Raw genomic sequence first — 21972 nt, forward strand, 5'->3', positions numbered from 1 at the left:
CTTGGGCTGGAGCGCGCCCGGTTCAGCGGTCACGTTGCGACAACCACTCTTCAAGGTAGTGGATGTTGGTGCCGCCGTCCATGAACTTGGCATCCACCATCAGTTCGCGGTGCAGCGCAATGTTGGTGTTGATGCCCTCGACCACGGTTTCGGCCAGCGCGGTGCGCATGCGGGCCAGGGCCTGCTCGCGGGTATCGCCGTGAACAATGATCTTGCCGATCATGGAGTCGTAATTCGGCGGCACGAAGTAGTTCGTATAGATGTGCGAGTCCACCCGCACGCCCGGCCCGCCCGGCATGTGCCAGGTGGTGATGCGTCCCGGCGAGGGAACAAACTTGTAAGGGTCTTCCGCGTTGATGCGGCATTCAATCGCGTGGCCCTTGATCTCGATCTGGCGCTGGGTGAAAGGCAGTTTTTCACCGGCCGCCACCTGGATTTGCGACCGCACGATGTCCACGCCGGTGACCCACTCGGTCACCGGGTGCTCAACCTGGACCCGGGTGTTCATCTCGATGAAGTAGAACTCGCCGTTTTCGTACAGGAACTCGAAGGTTCCGGCGCCGCGGTAACCAATCTTCTTGACGGCCGCGACGCAGCGCTCGCCAATACGCTCGATCAGCTTGCGCGGAATGCCCGGGGCCGGCGCCTCTTCAATCACCTTCTGGTGACGGCGCTGCATGGAGCAGTCACGCTCACCGAGCCAGACCGCATTTTTGTGCTGGTCGGCCAGGATCTGGATTTCGATATGGCGCGGGTTCTGCAGGAATTTTTCCATGTAGACCTCGGGGTTGCCAAAGGCAGCGCCCGCTTCGGCCTTGGTGGTCTGCACCGCATGCAGCAGCGCCGCCTCGGTGTGGACCACCCGCATGCCACGCCCGCCGCCGCCGCCGGCGGCCTTGATGATGACGGGGTAACCGACCTGCTTGGCCGTGCGCTTGATGATCGCCGCGTCGTCCGGCAAGGCGCCTTCGGAGCCCGGCACACAGGGCACGCCGGCCTTGATCATGGTCTGCTTGGCCGAAACCTTGTCTCCCATGATGCGTATGGATTCGGGCGACGGGCCAATGAACTTGAAGCCGCTTTTTTCAACCCGTTCGGCAAAGTCGGCGTTTTCGCTCAGAAAACCGTAGCCGGGGTGAATCGCCTCGGCGTCCGTCACCTCGGCGGCCGAGATGATGGCCGGCATGTTGAGGTAGCTCAGCGCCGAAGGGGCCGGGCCGATGCAGACCGACTCGTCGGCCAGCTTGATGTACTTGGCCTCGCGGTCGGCCTCGGAATACACCATCACGGCCTTGACGCCGAGTTCCCGGCAGGCGCGCTGGATCCGGAGCGCAATTTCGCCGCGGTTGGCGATCAGTATCTTTTTGAACATGCGGCGGTCACTCGATCATGAAGAGCGACTGTCCGTACTCCACCGCCTGACCGTTCTCGCACAGGATGCGGGTGATGGTGCCGGATTTGTCGGCTTCAATCTCATTGAGGATTTTCATGGCCTCGATGATGCAGATGGTCTCGCCTTCCTTGACCTGGCTGCCCACTTCCACGTAGGCCTTGGCGCCGGGGCTGGACGAGCGGTAAAAGGTGCCGACCATCGGGGACTTGACCGCATGGCCTGCCGGTGCGGCGGGTGCCGCGGCTTCGACAGGCGCAGCCGGAATGCCGGCCGCCGGGGCGGCCACCGGTGCCTGCATCATGGCCATGGGTGCCTGCATCACCATGGGTGTGCCGCCTGACTTGACGATACGGACCTTGCCTTCGGCCTCGGTGATTTCCAGTTCTGACACATTGGACTCGGAAACGAGGTCAATCAGTGTCTTGAGTTTTCTTAAATCCATGGTTTCTCCAACGACGGTGGGCGCCTCGATGCGGCACCTCTGACATTCATCTTGCCGACGGCGTGATGGGCGGACGCCAGCGCTGCCTTGCGCCTAAATTCCGCTTTTTACACCCTTCGGCGCCTAAAAATCAGCTAATTTTATTAATTCAGGCTATTTTTTAGCCAGACGCGAAAGGGCGAAGTCTACCGCATAGCGGTAACCGGCTGGCCCAAAACCCGCCATCACGGCTTCAGCCACGTCCGAAAAATAGGAGTGGTGGCGAAAGGCTTCGCGCCGGTGGACGTTGGAAAGATGCACCTCCACAAACGGAATGGCCACCCCCGCAAGGGCATCGCGGATCGCCACGCTGGTATGCGTGAAGGCCGCCGGGTTGATGACGATGAACTGCGTGCCGTCAGTGCGCGCCTGCTGGATGCGGTCAACCAAGGCACCCTCATGGTTGCTCTGAAAAGTTTGTACCGAAGTGCCGCCATCTGCGGCGAATTTGACCAAATCTTCGTTAATTTGATCCAACGTGGTTACCCCGTAGACCTGCGGCTCCCGGGTACCCAGCAGATTCAGGTTGGGTCCATGCAATACCAGTACGCTCATAAACGCTGTCTCCTTCCCGGCCAGCCGCCGGGCAAGACCGAACTTTACCCCATATCTGCCCTGTATCCGGCCGCTGATGAGGCCTCAACTCAGCGCGGTCTCTCAGGCCAGCTGCACCCATTGAGCCAGATCCTCGGGCGTCACCTTGCCGCTTTTGCGATGCAGCAGTTGACCGGAGGCACCAAACACCACGGTGAACGGCAGACTGCCCGACAGGTTGCCCAGCGATTTGCTCAGCTCGGTGCCGGAAAAACCGGCCATGGCCACCGGAAAACCCAAGGGCTTGCGCTGCAGCCAGGCCCGCACGGCACTGGGCTGGTCCACCGCCAAACCCAGAACTTGCCAGCTTTTAGCCTTGTTTTCCTGATAAAAGCTGTCAAGAAGAGGCAACTCCTCGATGCATGGCGGACACCAGGTGGCCCAGAAATTGACCAGCAGGGGTTTGCCGTAAAAACTCGCCAGCGCCAGGCTGGCACCGTCGGGCGTGTCAAAAGTTTGCGCCCAGAACGGGTCGCGCGTTGCGCCCTCCCCGCTCGCGGCGACGGGTGCGCCATGCGGCTGAAACCGCCACCAGGCCACGCCCGCGCCGGCGAGACCGGCGGCCGCAGCAGTGCCACCCAACATCAGCTGCCTGCGGTTCATGAATGGGGCTCCTGGCTGGTCATCAGCAATTTTTGCACGTCGGCCAGGTCCCCACGCGGCTTGCGGCCTTTGGCATCGGGCCGCAACGCACCGCGCAGGTGGTCGTGGTCGTACACCATCAGATGCACACCCACCGTTTCCTGCAGCGGTTTGCACAGGCTGCGCACGCTCAGGGCCTCGACGCTGTCGCCGGTAAAACCGGTGACGGTACGGGGTTCGTAATCCACGTCGTGGTCGACCAGCGCAATTTCGGCGGATTTCGGGTCGTCGCAGAAAAGCTGGATATAGATGTCGGACAGCCGCGTGGCCGTGCCGTGCCAGACGGCGCCGCCCAGGTAAGGGCGAAACTGCGCCATGCGCTGCATCCAGGTCAGGGCCAGCGCGCGCAGGGCGGCCAGCTCAAACGGCTGGGTATCGGCACAGAACAGCGCGATGTACTCGCGCACCGCGTCCTCGACCTCGTCGTTGCCCGGCAGCTCACTGCGGCCGGGCAGGTCCATCTGCTTGACGGCACGGCGTTTGGCCGGGCCGTACTCCAGGCCTTCTTCCACCACCAGCGCTGCGGCGATGGCGGCAATTTCATGTTTCAGGGTGTGGGGGTTCACGGTGGGGTTCTCGACGATGTGCCGCCGGCGAATCGGCGGCCTCTGGTGCAGTGTTGCACTTCATTTTGCATGGGGTTGACCCGCCCACCGGCGGTAAAGTTGCATGCAACGGGGACGGCACCCTCCCGCCGCAAGCCCGCAGCCCCCCGAAGCGCTATGAAATAAATAGCTGCTTGCGCACGCTCTGATTGGGCTACAGCCGTATTTCATCACAAACTTCCGGCCAGCCGCTGGCCTCCTAGAATACCTGCATGCACATACATATTCTGGGAATCTGCGGCACCTTCATGGGGGGCCTGGCCGCGCTGGCCCGCGAGGCCGGGCACAAGGTCACGGGTTGCGACACGGGCGTCTACCCCCCGATGAGCGACCAGCTGCGCGCGCTGGGCATTGAACTGATTGAGGGTTATGGCGCCGACCAGATGGCTTTTCAGCCCGATGTGTTTGTGGTCGGCAATGTGGTGTCCCGCGCGCATGACGCCAGCGGAAAACCCAAATTCCCCCTGATGGAAGCCATCCTCAATGCCGGCGTGCCCTACACCAGCGGTCCGCAGTGGCTGTCCGGCCATGTGCTGCACCACCCGACGCACCACCCCACCGGCCCGCGCCATGTGCTGGCTGTCGCGGGCACCCACGGCAAAACCACCACGACGGCCATGCTGGCCTGGATTCTGGAGTGTGCCGGCCTGCAGCCGGGCTTTCTGGTCGGCGGCGTACCGCTGAATTTCGGCGTGTCGGCCCGGCTGGGCGCCGGCAACACCTTTGTGATCGAGGCCGACGAATACGACACCGCGTTTTTTGACAAGCGCAGCAAGTTTGTGCACTACCGGCCGCGCACCGCCATCCTGAACAACCTGGAGTTCGACCACGCCGACATCTTCGACAACCTGGCCGCGATCGAGCGTCAGTTCCACCACCTGGTGCGCACGGTGCCCGGCACCGGCCGGATTGTCGTCAATGCCCGCGAGGGCAGTCTGGCCCGCGTGCTGGCCCAGGGCTGCTGGAGTGAGCGGGTACTTTTCGGGGGCTCCGCGGCGGAAGGCTTCTCGGCCGAGGGCGAACCCGCGGCTTTCGACGTGCTGCGGGACGGCCAAAAAGTCGCGCGGGTCGAATGGGGCATCAGTGGCATGCACAACCAGCTCAATGCGCTGGCCGCCATCGCCGCGGCCGACCATGTAGGCGTGGCACCGCAAGCCGCCGCCGAAGCCTTGCGCAGCTTCGAGAACGTGAGGCGGCGCATGGAAGTGCGCGGCGTGGTGGCGCGTGCCGGTGGCAACATCACCGTGTACGACGACTTTGCGCACCACCCGACCGCCATCCACACCACCATCGACGGACTGCGCCGCCAGCTGGCCAGCGCGGGGGGCGACCAGCGCATCCTGGCGATTTTCGAGCCACGCAGCAACACCATGAAGCTGGGCACCATGACGGCGCAACTGCCCTGGAGCCTGGAGCAGGCCGACCTGGCCTTCTGCCATGCCGGCGGACTGGACTGGGACGCCAGGGCCGCGCTGGCGCCCATGGGCGAGCGGGCGCAGGTGGCCGACAACCTCGACCAGTTGCTGGCGCAGGTCAGTGCTGCCGCCCGACCCGGCGACCATTTGCTGTGCATGAGCAACGGCGGTTTTGGCGGCATCCACGCCCGGCTGCTGGAGGCGCTGCAGGCCGACTGATTTGCTACCTTTTTGATAGCTGACTGCGCCCGCTGTTCAAGGTCTGCAGGCCAAAATCATCAACAAGTTCAGTAGCTGACTGCCATCGCCGGCACATCAATGTGAATCACCGGTTTGGCCAGCGAGGCGCTGGCCGCGCGTGCAAAGGCCTGGGCCCAGGCGGTATCGGCAAACTGCTGCGGGCCCGCGGCCTGGGCCACCACCAGCACCTTGTCGGCCATCAGCAACTTGCCGGTGGGCCGCAGCGGCTCGCAGCCCATCTGGATGAACTGCTCGTCGAGCCAGGCTCTGGCAGCATCGTGCGGCATGGGTTGAACCTCATTGAGGTCTAGCCGCAGGGGCGGGCTGTTTTTGAAGGTGACGGTGACTTCGCTGTACATGGGTTTCCTTGGTATCGAACCGGGATTGTCTACCAGCATGAACACCGCCGTCCAAGTCGGCAATCGGCTGAAACCCGAGCCGGCCGCGCCCGCAGGCTTATTTGCGGCCCAGTTGCGCAGGTGCCGTCAGGTCAAGCTTGCTCACGGGGAGGGTCGGCGGACCCGCAGGCGCGCCCGGCAGCGCCTGTGCCGGCCCGTTGCGGCTTTTCCCGGGAAGGCTGTCCTCCCCGCTCGTGAGGGTGGCGGTCCCGGCCTTGTCAGGTGTCGTGGTGATCGAACCGGCGAAATACAGGCTGGCCAGATCCCGCGTCAGCTGGGCGTGTGTCAGCCCGGTGCGCCGCAGCAAGGCGTCAAAGTCTCCCGCTGCCTGCGACAGTTCGCGCAACAGGATCAGTTGCGAATCCCTGATCCAGCGCATGGGCACGGCCGGCGCATGGCGAAAATAGACCGGTTTTCTGCGGTAGCGCGAAGGCAACACGTCGTGTTCGGTGCGCTGCGCGTAAATCCAGCGCAAATGGGTCAGGCTGCTGCGCAGAAAATGACTCGGGATGTCGTGCGCCTCCAGGGGGCGCCGGTCCCATTGGGCCAGTTCGAAATCGACCGGGTCGGCCTTGCGCAAAATGCCGATGCGCCACTCGTGGAAATCCATCACGGCCAGCAGCTGGCCCTTGTGGCTGACGTGGTAGATACCGGGCAGCAGCTCGTTCTCGCGCGCGATCAATTGCCCGCCCAATACAAACTGGGAGCGCAAAGGCCGCAACCAGCCCTCGAAATGCTGCAGCACCCCGGACAGGCTGGCAGCGACGCTGAGGTCAAAGGTGTGCTTGGGATCAAAATCGTCGGAAGTCAGCGGCAGCGAGAAGGCGATCGGGCGGTCGACCTCGTCCAGATCAAGCTGCACAATGCGCTCGGTGGGCAGGCCGGCCAGAATTTTCAGGGTGTCGGCGGCCACCAAACGGCATTTTTCACCACTGACCAACCAGGCATCGGCCTCCGCAAACGGACCGACACGCCACACTGCGCCCCGTGGTGGCAACTGGCCGAGCAACAAATTAAGCCGCTCGCGTTGCTCGGGCGTGAAACCAGCCAGACCTAGGTAGAGAAGGGGTTGCTCGGAAGACATGGCGCTTTCTTGGACGACCGGTTCTTCCATGTGACAACCACGGTCATGGCATGGGTGGAACTGTAACCAGAAGTTCCAAATTTAGCACCAAATGGTTAATACGCCATCCCCCAATTGGGGGAGATGTCATCAACGCGCACGTCTGGCCTTGACGGCTTCGGACAACACATCGAGCAGATTGAGCGAATCCTCCCAACTCAGGCAGGCGTCAGTAATACTTTTGCCGTATTCCAGGTTTTTGGCATCGTCTTTGCCGGGCGTGAATTTCTGGGCGCCCGGCTGCAGGTGGCTCTCGACCATCAGGCCAAAGACATGGTGCGAGCCCCCCGCCACCTGGGCTGCAATGTCGCGTGCCACGTCCAGCTGCTTCTCATGCTGCTTGAAGCTGTTGGCATGGCTGCAGTCGACCATCAGTGTGGCCGGCAGTTTGGCCGCTTCCAGCTCCTTGCAGGCCGCGCCCACGCTGGCCGCATCGTAATTGGGTGTCTTGCCGCCGCGCAGGATCACATGGCAGTCCTTGTTCCCGCTGGTCTGCACAATCGCCACCTGGCCGTTCTTGTGCACCGACAGGAAGTGATGGCCGCGTGCTGCCGCCTGGATCGCGTCGGTGGCGATGCGGATATTGCCGTCGGTGCCGTTCTTGAAGCCGATGGGCGCCGACAGGCCGGACGCCAGTTCGCGGTGCACCTGGCTCTCGGTGGTGCGCGCGCCGATCGCACCCCAGGCGATCAGGTCACCGATGTACTGCGGCGAGATCACGTCCAGGAACTCGCTGCCGGCCGGCAGGCCCAGGCGGTTGATGTCGATCAGCAACTGGCGCGCGATGCGCAGGCCTTCGTCGATACGGTAGGTTTCGTCCAGGTAAGGGTCGTTGATCAGGCCTTTCCAGCCGACCGTGGTGCGCGGTTTCTCGAAATACACACGCATCACGATCTCCAGCGTGCCGGCGTATTTTTTCCGCTGCTCGGCCAGTCGGCGCGCGTAGTCCAGCGCCGCCGCCGGGTCGTGGATGGAACAGGGGCCGATCACCACCAACAGGCGGTCGTCCTTGCCGGCCATGATGTTGTGGATGTTTTTGCGTGTCTGGGTGATCAGCGATTCCACAGGGGTGCCGCTGATCGGGAAGAAGCGGATCAAATGCTCGGGAGGGGGCAACACAGTGATGTCCTTGATGCGTTCGTCGTCGGTCTGGCTGGTTTTGTCGACAGGACTCGCATACCAGGCATCGCTGGCTTGGGTGGCTTTGGCATTCATGGCTGGCTTCCTTTTAGAACGTTCAACATCGATTCGGCAAATGGCAGGGGTAAAAAAAAACCGCCGGGGGCCCGGCGGTTTTCAAGAATCTGTTGCGTCTTTTTCTGCTTACGCGAGGATCTCTCTACCGCCGGAGGCGCTTGAGAACCAAAAGTAAGCAAAATAAGACATCGCGGAGGTCATGACTGGAATGTAGCACAGGCCGCAGCGCGGGCGAAACGACTCTTCACAAGCCGGGGCCGCGGAACCGGTCTTGGCCTGTCCTGAGCTTGCCGAAGGGCCGGCCCGCAGGCGCAGCGGCCCCCTCGGGGGGCAGGAAGCGACACGCAGTGCGCGACCGTGGGGGCCATATTCAGCCGCGCAGGCGTTCCCACCAGGTTCTGGCCCGCTCCACCCGGGCCTCGTCGAGCGCCGCCGAGCCGGACTCGCCGCCTTCCCGGCCGCTGAGCTGTTCGTACATGTCGATCAGCAGCATGCCTTCGCCCAGCGTCCGCCATCCGACCAGTTCGAAGTCCTCAAAACGGATGGTTTGCGGCTCCGGCGTGCCGGGCTTGTCCTGGGGACTGGCTGCCAGCAGACACTGGCCAATCAGCACGCGAAAGTTGTTCAGCGCCGCCAGGTAGGTCGCGTATTCATAGAGGCCCCGCCAGGCCGGCGAGAGGGCAATCACCAGCGCACGATGCTCGCGCAGGATGGTCATCAGGTCCATCAGCGGCACCGCCAGGGCCTGCATATCGGGTTCGCGCTTCAGACCTGACAGCACGGCTTCGATGCCCACCGCCAAGCCCCCCATGCCGTCGGCCAGCTGCAGCGACTCCTCGTCGGCCATCGCCGAACGCAGGAAATGGCTGAGCTCGCCAAAACTGTGGATGCTGGGAAGCGGCGTGGTCGGGTCAATCGGCAGGCGCGTGCTGGAAGCAGCACTCATGACTTGCTTGAACGCATGTTTGTGCTCGTCTGTCGCGCTGGAACAGCCCGGCGGCAGGGCTCGCTCCCAAGCCGTCCCGCCAGGAAATGCACCGACAGCCCCGCTGGCCTGAGGCTGTATGGATGGGCAAACCCGCGATCGTAGCCGGCGAGGCAGCGAGAGCGGGCGGGAAGCGGAAAAGGGAAAAGACGTCGTTTCATTTCCCTGTATTTTCGCCCACTCGGCACAAGGCCGCCGCAACCGGCCCAAACGCCATCAACGGATCGCCACCGGGTTGATGATTGCCTACAACCCACCGGTCATGCGGGAGGCGCCGAGCACGAACATGAATTCGTAGGCCTTGTCCAGCACCAGAGAACCCGTGTTCATGTTCTCCAGAATGTAAATGCCGTTTCTGGCCAGCAGAATCTGGTGAACTTCAACCACCCCCCATCTTTTTCAAAGGGAATGACTTTTAGAACCCAGGTGTCGACACCGATTGCCACCACTTCTTACGAAGCCACGAAGAGCGCGCCGTCCCTGCCCAGACCAGGCTCGCCCGCAAGAAACCGTTTGTTGTCCTTGCCTGCCAGCGCCTGCGAGCGCCTGCCAGCCGGTATGGAACAGCACCACATCACCATTTTTGATCTCCAGGCCCTGGCGTTTGGCTTGTTCATCGATCTCTTTGCGGTTGAATGCGGTACCCTCCTTGACCATGGGCGTGCCGTAGCAGGCCATCATGTCCAGCACGATGGCGCGCGTCACGAACAGGGATTTTTCGACGCCCAACTTTTCAATCCATTGGCCTGAACAAAATCCGAGTTTTGGTTGCAGTTGCAGTAAACCTTGTCCACGCCAATGTGTCCCAGTCCGTCGATCTGCGAACCCGTCCCGACCCGCCCCATGTAGATGTCGTCGCTGTAGGTGGTCTTGGTGCCACCCAGGCTGACGCCGCCAGCCTGGCCTGGCTGCAACACGGTGAGCAACCAGGTGCGGGGCGCATAGGCAGCGGTCTGCGCACTGGTTTCAAAGCCAAGTGCATAAGTTTTGCCCGTCTTGACCAGCCTGACAGCCGCTGCGGCAAGTTGCGGTGCCAGCCAATTGGCGGCGCCACTTTCGTCATTGGACCCCACCTGGATTTGCACCAGTCATTCTGTGCAACTGCGCCGCCGGCGTATGCCGCGCTGACCATCAGAACTGCCGCGGCACGCCGCAAATAGCTTCATGGACTGCATGGCTGTCTCCTCAGGATAAGGAGACGGGACAGGTGTTGATCGCGTCAACCCGCCGAATCCGGCAGCGCGCATAAGCCTTGTCACGGGCGATTTTGGCGATCAAGGGAAAGTACTTATTAATGGCGCAGCCCGCTTATGCAACAGTTGGTTTGTCCGACAAACTTCATGATGTCCGCCACCTGCATGCTTGCCGAAGTAGCCTCCGAATCCAGCGAACCTCTGTTTGAGCGGGTCAAGGTCACGCCTGCCTACCAGATGATTACCGGGGTCGTGGAAAAGCAGATTCTGAGCGGGAAGCTGTCGCCCGGCACCCTGCTGCCGACCGAGGTCGAGTTGGCCGAGCAGTTCGGCGTCAACCGCTCCACCGTGCGCGAGGCCATCCGCCAGCTGGAGCAGGAGGGTCTGGTCGAGCGCCGCAGCTCCAAGCGCCTGCAGGTCACGATGCCCGGCATTTATGACGCGGCCCCGCGCGCCGCGCGCTCGCTGATGCTGCAACAGGTCACCTTTGCCGAACTGTGGCAGGTTGCGGTGGTGCTCGAGCCCGAGGCCGCGCGTCTGGCGGCCCAGTCAGCAACAGCCGCGGACATCGAGCAGCTCGCGGCCAATGTGGATCGCCTGAAGGCGCACCACAAAAATGGCGGCTCCATGCAGGAGCACGCGCAAATCGACATCGAGTTTCATGCCACCGTGGCGCGCGCCTCCGGCAACCGGGTCTTGATGCTGGCGCGGGAGCCCATCAACCTGCTTTACCGTCCGTCCCTGACCAGGCTGCAGGCCGTCTTGCCGCAGTTGGAGCGACGCAATCTTGACGCCCACAAGCGCATTTTCAAGGCCATTGCCGCAGGCGATGCCGGGCAGGCGCAGGAGTGGACGCGCAAGCACTTGATTGATTTCCAGCGTGGTTATACGCTGGCCAGGATTCCGATGAACACGCCCATTGAGACGCATCACCTGGAGTAACGGCGAGGCCTTGGCCCGACCGGTTTTTTTACCTGTTCAACCAATAGGAGACAACGATGGAAATCGCAGAAAAAAAATGGCAACGCCGCTTCCGGCCCCAGTGGCGTCATGCACTTTTCGCGACTGCCGTGGCGATCGCGGCGGCGCCGGCACTGGCACAGGAAACCTTCAAGGTCGGCATCGTCAGCTTTCTTTCCGGCCAGGCGGCGGAAAGCTTCGGCGTGCCGGCGGTCAATGGCGCCAAGGTGCTCATTGATGCCTTCAACAAGGGGCAGGCGCCCGCGCCCTACAACAAGCCCGGCTTTGCCGGGATGAAAATCGAAGCTGTGTATGTCGACGAAGCCGGCGGCGCGACCAAGCAGGTTCAGGAAATGCGCAACCTGTACGAGCGTGAGAAAGTCGATGCCGTTGTGGGATACGTCGGGTCCGGCGACTGTCTGGCCGTCGCCCCCGTCGCTGAAGAGATGAAGCGGTTTCTCATCCTCTACGACTGCGGCACACCCCGCATCTTTGAGGAAAACAAATACCAGTACGTGTTCCGCACGGCATCCCATGCGACCATGGACAACGTGGCGCTGGCCCGCTATCTGAAAATGCGCAATGTCAAGGTTGAGCGCTACAACCTGATCAACCAGGACTACGCCTGGGGTCAGGACTCGCGCAAGGACTTCGTGCTGTCGATGGAGCAGCTCTACAAGGGTGCCAAAGTCGAAGCCGACCTGCTGCCGAAGTTTGGCGCCGGCCAGTATGGCACCGAAATTTCCGCACTTTCCACCAAGCCGGCGGACATTCTGCACTCCAGCCTCTGGGGCGGCGACCTGCAAGCCTTCATCCTGCAAGCCAACGCCCGCGGCGTGTTCCAGAAGCAGCAGGGCGTGTTTTCAGCCGCAGACCACGTGCTGCCCGCCCTGGGGGACAAGATGCCCAATGGCGTCATCCTCGGCGCGCGTGGTGCCTATGGCCTGATGTCGCCGAAGTCAGCCCTGAATGACTGGTGGTTCAGCTTGTATGAGAAAGCCAACAACGTGTACCCGGTGCAGGCACCCTACCGCATGGCCCAGGCCTTGTTCGGACTCAAGGCTGCCGCAGAAAAGGCGATGGCGGCCAATGGCGGCAAAAAGCCGACGCAGGAACAGCTCGCCGCGGCACTGAAAGGCAGCCAGTGGGAATCCCCAGCCGGCACCATCCGGATGGCACTCGGCGACGGCCAGCAGGCGATTCAGGACACCGCCATCGGCAAGACCCGCTACGACGCCGCCCGCAAGATGGTGATGCTCGATGACATTCAGCGGTTCGGCGCTGCTTGCGTCAACCCGCCGGCCAACATGAAGAGCGAAGACTGGATCAAGGCCGGCTTCCCGGGCGCCAAGTGCCCGTGAGTCCCGTAAACCCCTGATATTCAATTTTCTGCACGCTGCACATGAACCTGCTTCTCACCATATTGTTTGACGGCATCACCTATGCGTCATGGCTTTTCATCGTGGCGCTGGGGCTGACGCTTGTGTTCGGCGTGCTGAAAATCCTGAACATCGCCCACGGCAGCTTTTATGCCGTGGGCGCATACGCTGGCGCCAGCCTGGTGGGCTGGATGCTGTCCATGCAGATGGCGCCGGCCTTCACCGTGGTCGCACTGTTTGCGGCGGCAGTGGGTGTTTCCGTCCTCCTGGCGCCCTTGACGGAGCGTGGCATTCTGAGAATGTTTTATGGCCGAGACGAAGTGCTGCTGGTACTGGTGACCTACGCGATGTTTTTGATGCTGGAAGACCTCACCAAACTGCTGTGGGGCGTGAATCCCTATTACGTGTCGGACACCTACCAGGCCTTCGGCATCCTCAATATTGCCGGTCAATCGTACGTCGGCTATGACGTGCTGCTGATCGGGCTCGCAATCGGATGCGGACTGCTCACCTGGTGGGTGCTCAACCGCACGCGTCAGGGCAAGATCGTGACGGCAGTCATTCACAGCGCGGAGGTGGCGTCCAGCATGGGTGTGAACGTGTCGCGGATTTATACCCTGGCTTTCATGGGCGGCGTTTTTTTTGCGGCGCTCGGGGGAGCGCTCACGGCACCGATGATTTCAGTGCAGCCAGGCTTGAGCGTTGGCGTGATCATCGTGTCGTTTGCAGTGGTCATCATCGGCGGGCTTGGCAGCATCGAGGGGGCAGCCATAGGCGCATTGATCGTCGGGCTATCGCGAGCGACGGCTGTGCACATCTGGCCGCCGGCCGAACTGTTCAGCATCTACGTCGTGATGGCCGTGATCCTGATGTTCCGCCCCGAAGGAATGTTCCAGCGCATCCAGGCCCGCAAGATTTGATGGCAAGCCGCCGTCCCTATAAAGCCCGGAGGATTTTGTCTTGATTGTTTCTTCTGCCAAGCGCGTTTTTCTGGTTTCTTTCCTGGTCTTTCTGCTGCTGCTCGGGCTCGGGCTGGTACTGCCCAAGTGGCTGGTTTTTTTGGGCACCATTGCCCTGGCCAATGGTCTGGTGTCCCTCGGCATCATGCTGATGATGCGCAGCGGCGCGGTGCCCTTCGGCCAGGGACTGGTGTTTGCAGCCGGCGGCTACACCGCCGCGCTGCTGTTCAACCGGCTGGGCATCACCGACGCACTGGCACTGTCCGTGATGGGCGGGGTAGCGGCCTTTTTGGTCGCCCTGCCTTTTGCGCCCCTGCTGGCGCGCTACCGCGGCATTTTCTTTGCCATGCTGACGCTGGCGCTGTCGATGGTGTTGTACGGGATTCTGATGAAAACCGACGCACTGGGCGGCTCGGATGGCTTCAACGTCACGCGCCCGACCCTGTTCGGATTCAAACCCGAGGCGGCCCAGTCCACCCTGCTGCTGTGGGGCGTCACCTCGGGTGTCACCTGCCTGATGGCCGGACTGGCGCGCCTCTATTGTGATTCCACGCGCGGCCTGCTGTCACTGGCGGTTCGGGAAAACGAACTGCGGGTGGAATACCTGGGCATGTCGGTCGTCAACATCGTGGCATGGAACTACCTGCTGGCTGCGTTTCTGGGAGGACTGGGCGGCGCATTGAGCGTGCTCGCACTCGGCCACATCGACCCCAACTTCAGCTACTGGACAACCTCCGGCGAATTTGTCTTCGTGGCCATTCTGGCGGGTTACCAGAGCGTGACCGCTGTGCTCGTCAGCTCCTTGCTGCTGGAGCTGGTGCGTTCGTTCTCCAGCGCCTATTTCCCCAACACCTGGCAGCTGGCATTGGGCATCTTCCTGTTGCTGGTGATCCGTTTTCTGCCCGACGGACTGGGCTCGCAGATGTACCGGCTGCTTCCCAAACGCAACAACAAGGACTGAGTCGCCGTGAACCCCGCCAAACAAGCTCTGTTGTCCGCCCAACACCTGAACCGCAGCTTCGGTGCCGTGGTCGCGGCATCCGACATCTCCATCGACATTGCCACCGGCGAGCGCCTTTGCCTGATCGGCAGCAACGGCGCCGGCAAGACCACGTTCGTCAACATGATCACCGGTTACCTGAAACCGGCGTCGGGGCAGATCGTTCTGGACGGCGAAGACATCACCGCACTGGCCCCGCGGGAAATCACGCGCCGGGGCGTGGCCCGGTCATTTCAGATTCCGCAGCTGTGCATGCACATGCCGGTGCTGGACAACATGCTGGCGTCGCTGCATTGCAGTCGCGGTGAACGCTCGTTTCTGCGCTCGGGCCGAGAGCCCTCCGCCGTGGCCGAGTGCCTCAGCCTGCTGGAGCGTTTTGACCTGGCAAAACACGCGACGCGGCCCGTGATGGAACTGCCGGGCGGCGTGCGCAAACTTCTGGACATTGCGATGGCGCTGACCGGACACCCCAAACTCCTGATGCTTGACGAACCCACCAGCGGTGTCAGCGCCGAGGAAAAATTCATGACCATGGACACGGTCATGAACGCGATTGACCGCGGCGCACAGGGCCGGCCGGTGACCGTGGTGTTTGTTGAACACGACATGGACATCGTGGAGCGTTATGCCTCGCGCGTGATTGCTTTTTACAGCGGGCGCGTGATCGCTGACGGTTCTTCGTCGGTGGTGCTGGGGGACACCGAGGTGCAGCGCTACGTGACAGGCTCGGTGCGACCCACCGCGGAGGCTGCAGCATGATCCGGCTTTCGCAGGCCGTCGTGGCCATCCAGAACGTTGATGTGCTGCGGCAGTTTTCCATCACGGTGGAGCCCGGAAGTCTGGTCGGCCTCGTCGGACGCAACGGCGCCGGCAAAACCAGTGTCATGCGGACCATCATGGGCCATCTCGCGCTGCGCGAAGGAACTCTGCACTTTGGCGACGTGGACCTCAGCACCCTGGCCAGCCACGAGCGCGCCGCCCTGGGTATTGGTTACATGCCGGAAGACCGCGGGCTGGTGCCGGAGCTGACGGTTGAGGAAAACATCTGCCTGCCGCTTTGGGTGTCACCCAGCCTGCGTGTTTCCGAACGCCTGGAACTGGTCTACTCGATCTTGCCGGAACTCGTTGAAATGCGCACGCGCAAAGCCCTGCTGTTGTCCGGTGGGCAGCAAAAGCTGGTCGCGCTGGCCCGCGCACTGGCGGTGGGCACGCGCCTGTTGTTGCTGGACGAACCCTTTGAGGGCGTGGCACCCGCATTGTCGCAAAGGCTCTCGGAGGTCGTGGGGAAAATGCGCGGCAGCGGTCTCTCGGTACTGATCAGTCAATCGGACCTGAACCACTCGCGCCACCTGCTCGACACTGAAATTGTGATCGAGCGTGGCGCAAACGGGCATTGAACCCGCGGCGGCACCCATGGACACCCGCAGCACCACGCTGACACATTGGCAGTTGCACGCCCCGCAGGTGTTGCGGCGCGAGGCCCATTTCGATTCGCGCGTCGTCGTCTGCTTCGCTTCCCGCCCTCCGGGGCTTTCCACAATGATGCATGAGGCCGCGGCGCGCCATCCGCAAGCCGAGGCGCTGGTGGACGGTGATCAGCGCTGGACCTGGCGGCAGCTGGAAGACGCCGGCTTGCGCATTGCCCAGGGCCTGCAGCGCCTGGGAGTGAAACCGGGTGACCGGGTGGCGCTGCTGATGGGCAATCGGGCAGAGTTCGTGCTGGCGCTGTATGGCATTGCGCAGCTCGGTGCGGTGGCGGTACCCATGAGCACGCGGGACTCGGCCAAGGGCATCGGCTTCATCCTCCATCAGTGCGGGGCGCGGGCCGTGATTGCGCAGGCCGACCTGGCGCGCCTGCTGCCAACGCAACTCGACGACGGCACGCCGATCATTCAGGTGCTGTGCACCGGCGCCGACGGGTCTGAAGCCCCGAAGACCATGCTGTCAACAGCGTGGAACAGCCTTCTGGATCCATCGCTGGCCACCTTATGGCGTGAGGGTGAGGCCGAGGAAGCACCCGCCATCATTCTCTACACCTCGGGTACCACGGGGCAGCCCAAAGGCGCGGTCATCACGCACTTCAATGTGGTTCACTCGGCCCTGCACTACCAGACCTGTCTGAGCCTGGAGGCCGGCGAACGCGCGGTGCTGGCGGTGCCCGGCTCGCATGTGACCGGCATCATCGCCATCGTTGCGGCCATGGGCGCGATCGCCGGATGTGTGATCATCCTGCGCGAGTTCAAGGCGGGGGCATTTCTGCAATTGGCCGCGCGCGAACGCATGAGTTACACCCTCATGGTGCCGGCCATGTATGCGTTATGCCTGCGCGAACCCGGATTCACCACACTCGATCTGAGCGCCTGGCGCCTGGGCGGGTTCGGTGGCGCCCCCATGCCTGAGAGCACCATCGGGCAGTTGGAGCGGCATTGCCCGACCGTGCAGCTTTTCAATGCCTACGGCGCCACGGAAACCACCTCTCCGGCCACCATCACGCCGCCCGGTTCGCGGGTACTGGACGCGGTAGGCGTCGCCCTGCCCTGCGCAGACATCCGCATCATGGACGACGAAGGCCGCGAAGTGCCGCCTGGCGAGAGCGGCGAAGTCTGGATTGGCGGGCCGATGGTGGTTCCCCGTTACTGGAACAATCCGCAAGCCACCGTGCTGTCGTTTTGTGGTGGTTACTGGAAATCAGGCGATATCGGCACCCTGGATGTGGACGGCTTTCTGCGCATCCACGACCGCAAGAAAGACATGATCAACCGGGGCGGCTACAAGGTGTTCTCCGTCGAGGTGGAAAACTGCCTGATGGGACACCCCCGCGTGCTGGAGGCCGCTACCGTCGGCGTGCCCTGCCCGGTTCTGGGTGAACGGGTCCATGCGTTTGTGTTTGTGCATGCCAGCGCCGGCGGTGTGTCCGGCGAGGCGCTCGCGGAAGAGCTCAAGGACCTGTGCCGCCGTGACCTGGCGGACTACAAGGTACCCGATGCGATCAGCATCATGCCGTCGCCGTTGCCCCGCAACGCCAACGGCAAGCTCCTCAAGCGAGAATTGCGCGAGCGCCTGCTTTCAGCGAACTGAACCAACCAGGAAAATCAGGCGGTGCCGCCCACGGTCAGGCCGTCAATGCGCAGGGTGGGCTGGCCCACGCCCACCGGCACGCTCTGGCCTTCCTTGCCGCAGGTGCCGACGCCGCTGTCGAGCTGCAGGTCGTTGCCCATCATGGTGACGCGGGTCAGCGCATCCGGGCCGTTGCCGACAATGGTGGCGCCCTTGACCGGGTACAAAATTTTGCCGTTTTCGACCCAGAAAGCTTCGCTCGCGGAGAACACGAATTTGCCAGAGGTGATGTCAACCTGGCCGCCGCCGAAATTGGTGGCGTACAGGCCTTTTTTGATGCTGGCGACAATTTCTTCCGGCGCCTTGTCGCCGCCCAGCATGTAGGTGTTGGTCATGCGCGGCATGGGCACATGGGCATAACTTTCGCGGCGGCCGTTGCCGGTGGGCTTGACGCCGGACAGGCGCGCATTGAGCGAGTCCTGGATGTAGCCCTTGAGGATGCCGTCCTCGATCAGCACGTTGCGCTGGCTGGCGTTGCCCTCGTCATCGACATTGAGCGAGCCGCGCCGGTCGGCAATCGTGCCGTCGTCCAGCACGGTCACGCCCTTGGCCGCCACGCGTTCACCGATGCGGCCGGAAAACGCGCTGGAACCCTTGCGGTTGAAGTCGCCTTCCAGGCCGTGGCCGATGGCCTCGTGCAGCAGGATGCCGGGCCAGCCGGGGCCCAGCACCACGGTCATTTCGCCGGCTGGGGCCGGACGCGCCTCGAGGTTGGACAGGGCCGCGGTCACCGCGTCGTTGACGTATTCGTTGATCTGAGCCTCGTCGAAATAAGCCAGGCCAAAACGCCCGCCGCCGCCGCCCGAACCCATTTCGCGGCGGCTCACGCCAGCGACTTTTTTCTCGGCGATCACGGTGACCGACAGGCGCACCAGCGGCCGCACGTCGGCGGCCAGCGTGCCGTCGGCGCGCGCGACCATCACCACGTCGTATTCGCTGGCCAGGCCGGCCATGACCTGCACGATGCGCGGGTCTTTGGCCTTGGCGAGTTTTTCCACACGCTCGAGCAGCTTGACCTTGGCTGTGCTGCCCAGCGTCGCGATCGGGTCCATGTCCTGGTACAGCGAGCGGCCGGGCGCAACCTTGCGCGCCGGCACCTTGACGCGGCCGGCGCGGGTGGCCGCCGAGATCGTGCGCACGGTGCGCGCCGCGTCGAGCAGCGAGGCCTCGGAGATGTCGTCGGAGTAGGCAAACGCGGTTTTTTCACCGCTGACCGCACGCACGCCCACGCCCTGGTCGATGCTGAAGGAGCCGGTCTTGACGATGCCTTCTTCCAGGCTCCAGCCTTCGCTGCGCGTGTACTGGAAATACAGGTCGGCGTCATCCACGCCGTGCGAGGTGATCTCCCCCAGAGCCCGGCTCAAATGGGCCTCGGTGAGCCCGAAAGGCGCCAGCAGCAGCTTTTGCGCGATCGCCAGCCGCTCCGACGTGGCGTCGGCATGGGGACGGGCGGCGCGTGCACCGGTAAAGGCTGGCTTGCGGGCGGAGGCCGGCGAGGATTTGAGTGAGGTCATGCGGTCATTGTAGGCAGTCTGACCCGGCCCCGCCCCTGCAAGGCTTCTGTCCACCGGGACGGGCAGACGCCCAAAACACCGGCCACTTCAGGCGACGATCAGGCGCTCAGGTCGCTGGTCGCCGCACCCGGCCCGTTGGTTTTGCATGATTCGATGCCGTTGTCGCGCGCGGCGGCGCTGGCGTACATCTGGCTCTGGGCGATCACCTGGTTGTTGCCGGCGCGCAGGGTGAAATAGGGCGACCCGTCCTTGCCGTCCAGGCGCACATACCTGGCGTCGTCCGCGGCATTTTTTTGACCGATTCGATGCCTGCCAGGGCGCTGGCCTTGGTGTCGTACATCTCGCTGGCCAAAATGGTCTGCCCGTTGCCCGCCAGCAGCGAGAAAAAATACTTGTCGTTTTTGGATTTCTTGAGTTCGAATTTGCCAGCCATCAGGATTCTCCTTGGGAAAAAGGGATTACAAGCGCTTGCCCTTCCCTGTAGCCGACCCCAGGCTGGAGCGCAAGAACTTGTTCCTGGGTCGCTGCACGCCGTGCGCCGGCCCCGGGCTGCCCGGCGCGGCCTAACGGTCAGCCAGATATTTGAAAATGGCCGCGTCATCGAGCGCGGCCAGCCCCGCGCGATGCGCCTGGGAAAACACGTCGCTGGCGCGCGCGCCGAGTGGCCCCTCGAAACCGGCGGCCCGGGCCGCTTCCACCGCCAGGCGGGTGTCTTTTTCGAGCAGCGTCAGATGCGCACGCGGCGCGTAGTCGCCGGCAATGGCCCGGCGCATGCGGTCGGAGCCTATCCAGCTCTGGCCGCTAGACTGCTCGATGACATCCAGGGTCCGCCCCGGGTCCAGGCCCAGGCGCCCGGCCAGGGCCAGCACCTCGGCCGCTCCGACCAGGTTGATGCCGGCCAGCAGGTTGTTGACAAGCTTGGTGCGCGCGCCGTCGCCGGGTCGGTCGCTGATGCGAAAGACCTTGCCCGACAGGGCCTGCAGCAAGTCCGCCTGCTGTTCATACACGGCCGGTGCGCAAGCGACCATGAGGCTCATGGAGCCATCACGCGCCCGCGCCGGCCCACCCGACATGGGCGCGTCCACCGTGTGCACACCCAGCGCCGCCAGCCGGCCCGCAAAAGCCTCGACATCCTGCGGCGAGATCGTCGGGCACAGCATCACGGTGTGCCCCGGCTGCAGCATGCGCGCCAGGCCGTCCGGCCCGAACAACACGGCGTCGGTCTGCGCGGCGTCCACCACGCAAACAATGAATGCTACTGAATTAATAGCTGCCTGCGCAGGTACAGCAAGGGCTGAAGCCCATTTTTCCTCCAAGTCTGCGACTTTGACAGGATCGATATCGCAGACCTGCACGGCCCAGCCGCGGGCCAGCAGGTTGGCTGCCATGGCGCCGCCCATGTTGCCGGTGCCGATGATGGAAACCGTCTTGGGGGACAGGGGCGTGCTCACCTTAACTTTGCACCAGTCGCTTGGCCTTCGAAATCGACATCAGGATGCCTACGGCGAGCCCCAGCGTCACCATGGCCGTGCCGCCGTAACTGATGAAGGGCAAAGGCACGCCGACCACCGGCAGGATGCCGCTGACCATGCCCATGTTGACAAAAGCGTAAGTGAAAAAGATCATGGTGACCGCGCCGGCGAGCAGGCGGGAGAACAGCGAGGGGGCCTCCAGCGCAATGACCAGGCCGCGAAAGATCAGGAAAATGAAGCCGGCGATCAGCGCCAGGTTGCCGACCAGCCCGAACTCCTCGGAGTAGGCGGCAAAAATGAAGTCGGTGGTGCGTTCGGGGATGAACTCCAGGTGAGTCTGCGTACCCTGCATGAAGCCCTTGCCGAACATCCCGCCCGAGCCGATGGCAATCATGCCCTGGATGATGTGAAAGCCCTTGCCCAGCGGGTCCCGCGTCGGGTCGAGCAGCGTGCAGATGCGCTGCTGCTGGTAGTCGTGCAGCACCGGCCAGCGCACGCCGTCGGCGCACAGCTGCGGCCCGAACCAGACCACCAGGAAAATGCCGGCCAGCCCCAGCAGCACCGGCGGCGCAATCAGCTTCCAGCTCAAGCCGGCAAAAAAGATCACCGCCAGGCCAGCCGCCAGCACCAGCAGCGAGGTGCCCAGGTCGGGCTGCTTCATGATCAGGCCGACAGGCACCACCAGTAACAGGCAGGCAACCAGGTAGTCGAGCGGACGCAGTTGCCCTTCGCGTTTCTGGAACCACCAGGCCAGCATCAGCGGCATGGCAATTTTCAGGATCTCGCTGGGCTGGATCACGATGCCCAGGTTGATCCAGCGTTTCGCGCCTTTTTTCGTGATGCCGAAAATCGCCACGGCCACCAGCAGGGCCACACCCAGCACATACAGGGGCACGGCAAACGCCATCAGGCGCTGCGGCGGGATCTGCGCCACGACAAACATGATGCCCCCGGCGATCAGCATGTTGCGGCCGTGGTCCATGAAGCGGGTGCCGTGGTCAAAGCCCGACGAATACATGATCATCAGGCCGGCGCTGGCCAGCAGGAAAACGGCAAACGCCAACGGGCCGTCGAAGCCCTGGAACATCGGGGCGGCGCGCTGGAAAATGGAGGGTTTGTCGAAAACGGCGGACATGAGGAGGGATTATCTGCCAGCTGGTGCTGGCGGTTTGTGAATTGAAGTTAATCCGGCATCACGCTGCGCCTTGGGTTTGCACTGGACAGTAGGTCCAACTCCCCACTCCCTCCCCCCGCCCCTCCCTCGCCCCGCCCCTCCCTCGCCCCGCTGGGCGATGGCGGGGAGCT

The 21972-nt window shown here is 63.2% G+C and carries 23 protein-coding genes and 1 pseudogene; 8 read left to right on the forward strand and 16 right to left on the reverse strand.

Going from position 1 to position 21972, the window contains the following annotated elements; genetic code table 11:
• Positions 1-22: 22 nt before the first annotated feature.
• The 5 genes from accC to PSV40_RS22655 form a co-directional block, all read right to left on the reverse strand.
• Positions 23-1372, reverse strand: a complete 1350-nt coding sequence (accC, locus tag PSV40_RS22635) for an acetyl-CoA carboxylase biotin carboxylase subunit (protein WP_300542179.1) — start codon at positions 1370-1372, stop codon at positions 23-25.
• Positions 1373-1379: 7 nt separating this feature from the next.
• The gene (accB, locus tag PSV40_RS22640) at positions 1380-1835 is read right to left on the reverse strand and encodes an acetyl-CoA carboxylase biotin carboxyl carrier protein (RefSeq protein ID WP_300542181.1); all 456 of its coding nucleotides are present in this window, start codon (positions 1833-1835) and stop codon (positions 1380-1382) included.
• Between the two features lie 153 nt (positions 1836-1988).
• Positions 1989-2429, reverse strand: coding sequence for a type II 3-dehydroquinate dehydratase (aroQ, locus tag PSV40_RS22645; RefSeq protein WP_300542183.1), 441 nt, complete (start codon positions 2427-2429; stop codon positions 1989-1991).
• A 102-nt stretch (positions 2430-2531) separates the two neighbouring features.
• Positions 2532-3071, reverse strand: coding sequence for a TlpA disulfide reductase family protein (locus PSV40_RS22650; protein ID WP_300542185.1), 540 nt, complete (start codon positions 3069-3071; stop codon positions 2532-2534).
• Positions 3068-3676: a hypothetical protein gene (locus PSV40_RS22655; RefSeq protein WP_300542187.1), complete on the reverse strand. Its 609-nt coding sequence runs from the start codon at positions 3674-3676 to the stop codon at positions 3068-3070. Before PSV40_RS22655 ends, PSV40_RS22650 begins: the two co-directional genes overlap by 4 nt.
• Before the next feature lie 251 nt (positions 3677-3927).
• Between PSV40_RS22655 and mpl the strand changes: the two genes are divergently transcribed.
• Positions 3928-5349, forward strand: coding sequence for a UDP-N-acetylmuramate:L-alanyl-gamma-D-glutamyl-meso-diaminopimelate ligase (mpl, locus tag PSV40_RS22660; protein WP_300542189.1), 1422 nt, complete (start codon positions 3928-3930; stop codon positions 5347-5349).
• A gap of 68 nt (positions 5350-5417) precedes the next feature.
• On the opposite strand, the gene PSV40_RS22665 is transcribed toward mpl, so the two are convergent.
• The 7 genes from PSV40_RS22665 to PSV40_RS22695 all read right to left on the reverse strand — a co-directional run bounded on the left by PSV40_RS22665 (position 5418) and on the right by PSV40_RS22695 (position 10158).
• Positions 5418-5729, reverse strand: coding sequence for a hypothetical protein (locus PSV40_RS22665; protein WP_300542191.1), 312 nt, complete (start codon positions 5727-5729; stop codon positions 5418-5420).
• 97 nt (positions 5730-5826) lie between these two features.
• Positions 5827-6852 carry a hypothetical protein gene (locus PSV40_RS22670; protein WP_300542193.1) on the reverse strand — a complete coding sequence of 342 codons (1026 nt, stop codon included), beginning with the start codon at positions 6850-6852 and terminating at the stop codon, positions 5827-5829.
• 129 nt (positions 6853-6981) lie between these two features.
• Complete coding sequence (locus PSV40_RS22675; protein ID WP_300542195.1) at positions 6982-8106, reverse strand: 3-deoxy-7-phosphoheptulonate synthase; 1125 nt, start codon at positions 8104-8106, stop codon at positions 6982-6984.
• A 352-nt stretch (positions 8107-8458) separates the two neighbouring features.
• Positions 8459-9034 (reverse strand): hypothetical protein, encoded by a 576-nt coding sequence (locus tag PSV40_RS22680; RefSeq protein ID WP_300542197.1) that lies wholly within the window; start codon positions 9032-9034, stop codon positions 8459-8461.
• 285 nt (positions 9035-9319) lie between these two features.
• A complete protein-coding gene (locus PSV40_RS22685; protein ID WP_300542199.1) occupies positions 9320-9460 on the reverse strand; it encodes a hypothetical protein in 141 nt (46 codons plus the stop codon).
• Between the two features lie 12 nt (positions 9461-9472).
• Positions 9473-9853: a cyclase family protein gene (locus PSV40_RS22690; protein WP_366915065.1), complete on the reverse strand. Its 381-nt coding sequence runs from the start codon at positions 9851-9853 to the stop codon at positions 9473-9475.
• Entirely contained in the window at positions 9775-10158 is a 384-nt protein-coding gene (locus PSV40_RS22695) for a hypothetical protein (protein ID WP_300542201.1), read from the reverse strand. Before PSV40_RS22695 ends, PSV40_RS22690 begins: the two co-directional genes overlap by 79 nt.
• A 255-nt stretch (positions 10159-10413) precedes the next feature.
• Here PSV40_RS22695 and PSV40_RS22700 point away from each other — a divergent pair, with 255 nt between their 5' ends.
• Genes PSV40_RS22700 through PSV40_RS22730 form a run of 7 tightly spaced genes read left to right on the forward strand, consistent with a single transcriptional unit; the run spans position 10414 to position 17642 of the window.
• Positions 10414-11208 (forward strand): FCD domain-containing protein, encoded by a 795-nt coding sequence (locus tag PSV40_RS22700; protein ID WP_170954790.1) that lies wholly within the window; start codon positions 10414-10416, stop codon positions 11206-11208.
• A 56-nt stretch (positions 11209-11264) separates the two neighbouring features.
• Entirely contained in the window at positions 11265-12587 is a 1323-nt protein-coding gene (locus PSV40_RS22705) for an ABC transporter substrate-binding protein (RefSeq protein ID WP_300542204.1), read from the forward strand.
• 41 nt (positions 12588-12628) lie between these two features.
• On the forward strand, positions 12629-13525 hold the full coding sequence (locus PSV40_RS22710) for a branched-chain amino acid ABC transporter permease (protein ID WP_300542206.1): 897 nt from the start codon (positions 12629-12631) through the stop codon (positions 13523-13525).
• 40 nt (positions 13526-13565) lie between these two features.
• Positions 13566-14525 (forward strand): branched-chain amino acid ABC transporter permease, encoded by a 960-nt coding sequence (locus PSV40_RS22715; RefSeq protein ID WP_300542208.1) that lies wholly within the window; start codon positions 13566-13568, stop codon positions 14523-14525.
• 6 nt (positions 14526-14531) lie between these two features.
• Positions 14532-15323, forward strand: a complete 792-nt coding sequence (locus PSV40_RS22720) for an ABC transporter ATP-binding protein (protein WP_300542210.1) — start codon at positions 14532-14534, stop codon at positions 15321-15323.
• Positions 15320-15961, forward strand: a complete 642-nt coding sequence (locus PSV40_RS22725) for an ATP-binding cassette domain-containing protein (RefSeq protein ID WP_300542212.1) — start codon at positions 15320-15322, stop codon at positions 15959-15961. Before PSV40_RS22720 ends, PSV40_RS22725 begins: the two co-directional genes overlap by 4 nt.
• Positions 15962-15977: 16 nt before the next feature.
• A complete protein-coding gene (locus PSV40_RS22730; RefSeq protein WP_300542214.1) occupies positions 15978-17642 on the forward strand; it encodes a class I adenylate-forming enzyme family protein in 1665 nt (554 codons plus the stop codon).
• A gap of 14 nt (positions 17643-17656) precedes the next feature.
• Here PSV40_RS22730 and tldD read toward each other — a convergent pair whose 3' ends face one another.
• The 4 genes and pseudogenes from tldD to rodA form a co-directional block, all read right to left on the reverse strand.
• A complete protein-coding gene (gene tldD / locus PSV40_RS22735; protein WP_300542216.1) occupies positions 17657-19195 on the reverse strand; it encodes a metalloprotease TldD in 1539 nt (512 codons plus the stop codon).
• A 98-nt stretch (positions 19196-19293) separates the two neighbouring features.
• A pseudogene (locus tag PSV40_RS22740) lies at positions 19294-19628 on the reverse strand (YegP family protein).
• A 130-nt stretch (positions 19629-19758) separates the two neighbouring features.
• Positions 19759-20646: an NAD(P)-dependent oxidoreductase gene (locus PSV40_RS22745; RefSeq protein WP_300542218.1), complete on the reverse strand. Its 888-nt coding sequence runs from the start codon at positions 20644-20646 to the stop codon at positions 19759-19761.
• A 1-nt stretch (position 20647) separates the two neighbouring features.
• The gene (gene rodA / locus PSV40_RS22750; protein WP_300542220.1) at positions 20648-21802 is read right to left on the reverse strand and encodes a rod shape-determining protein RodA; all 1155 of its coding nucleotides are present in this window, start codon (positions 21800-21802) and stop codon (positions 20648-20650) included.
• Positions 21803-21972: the final 170 nt, after the last annotated feature.

The sequence above is a fragment of the Polaromonas sp. genome (assembly GCF_029945925.1).
GTDB lineage: Bacteria > Pseudomonadota > Gammaproteobacteria > Burkholderiales > Burkholderiaceae_C > Polaromonas.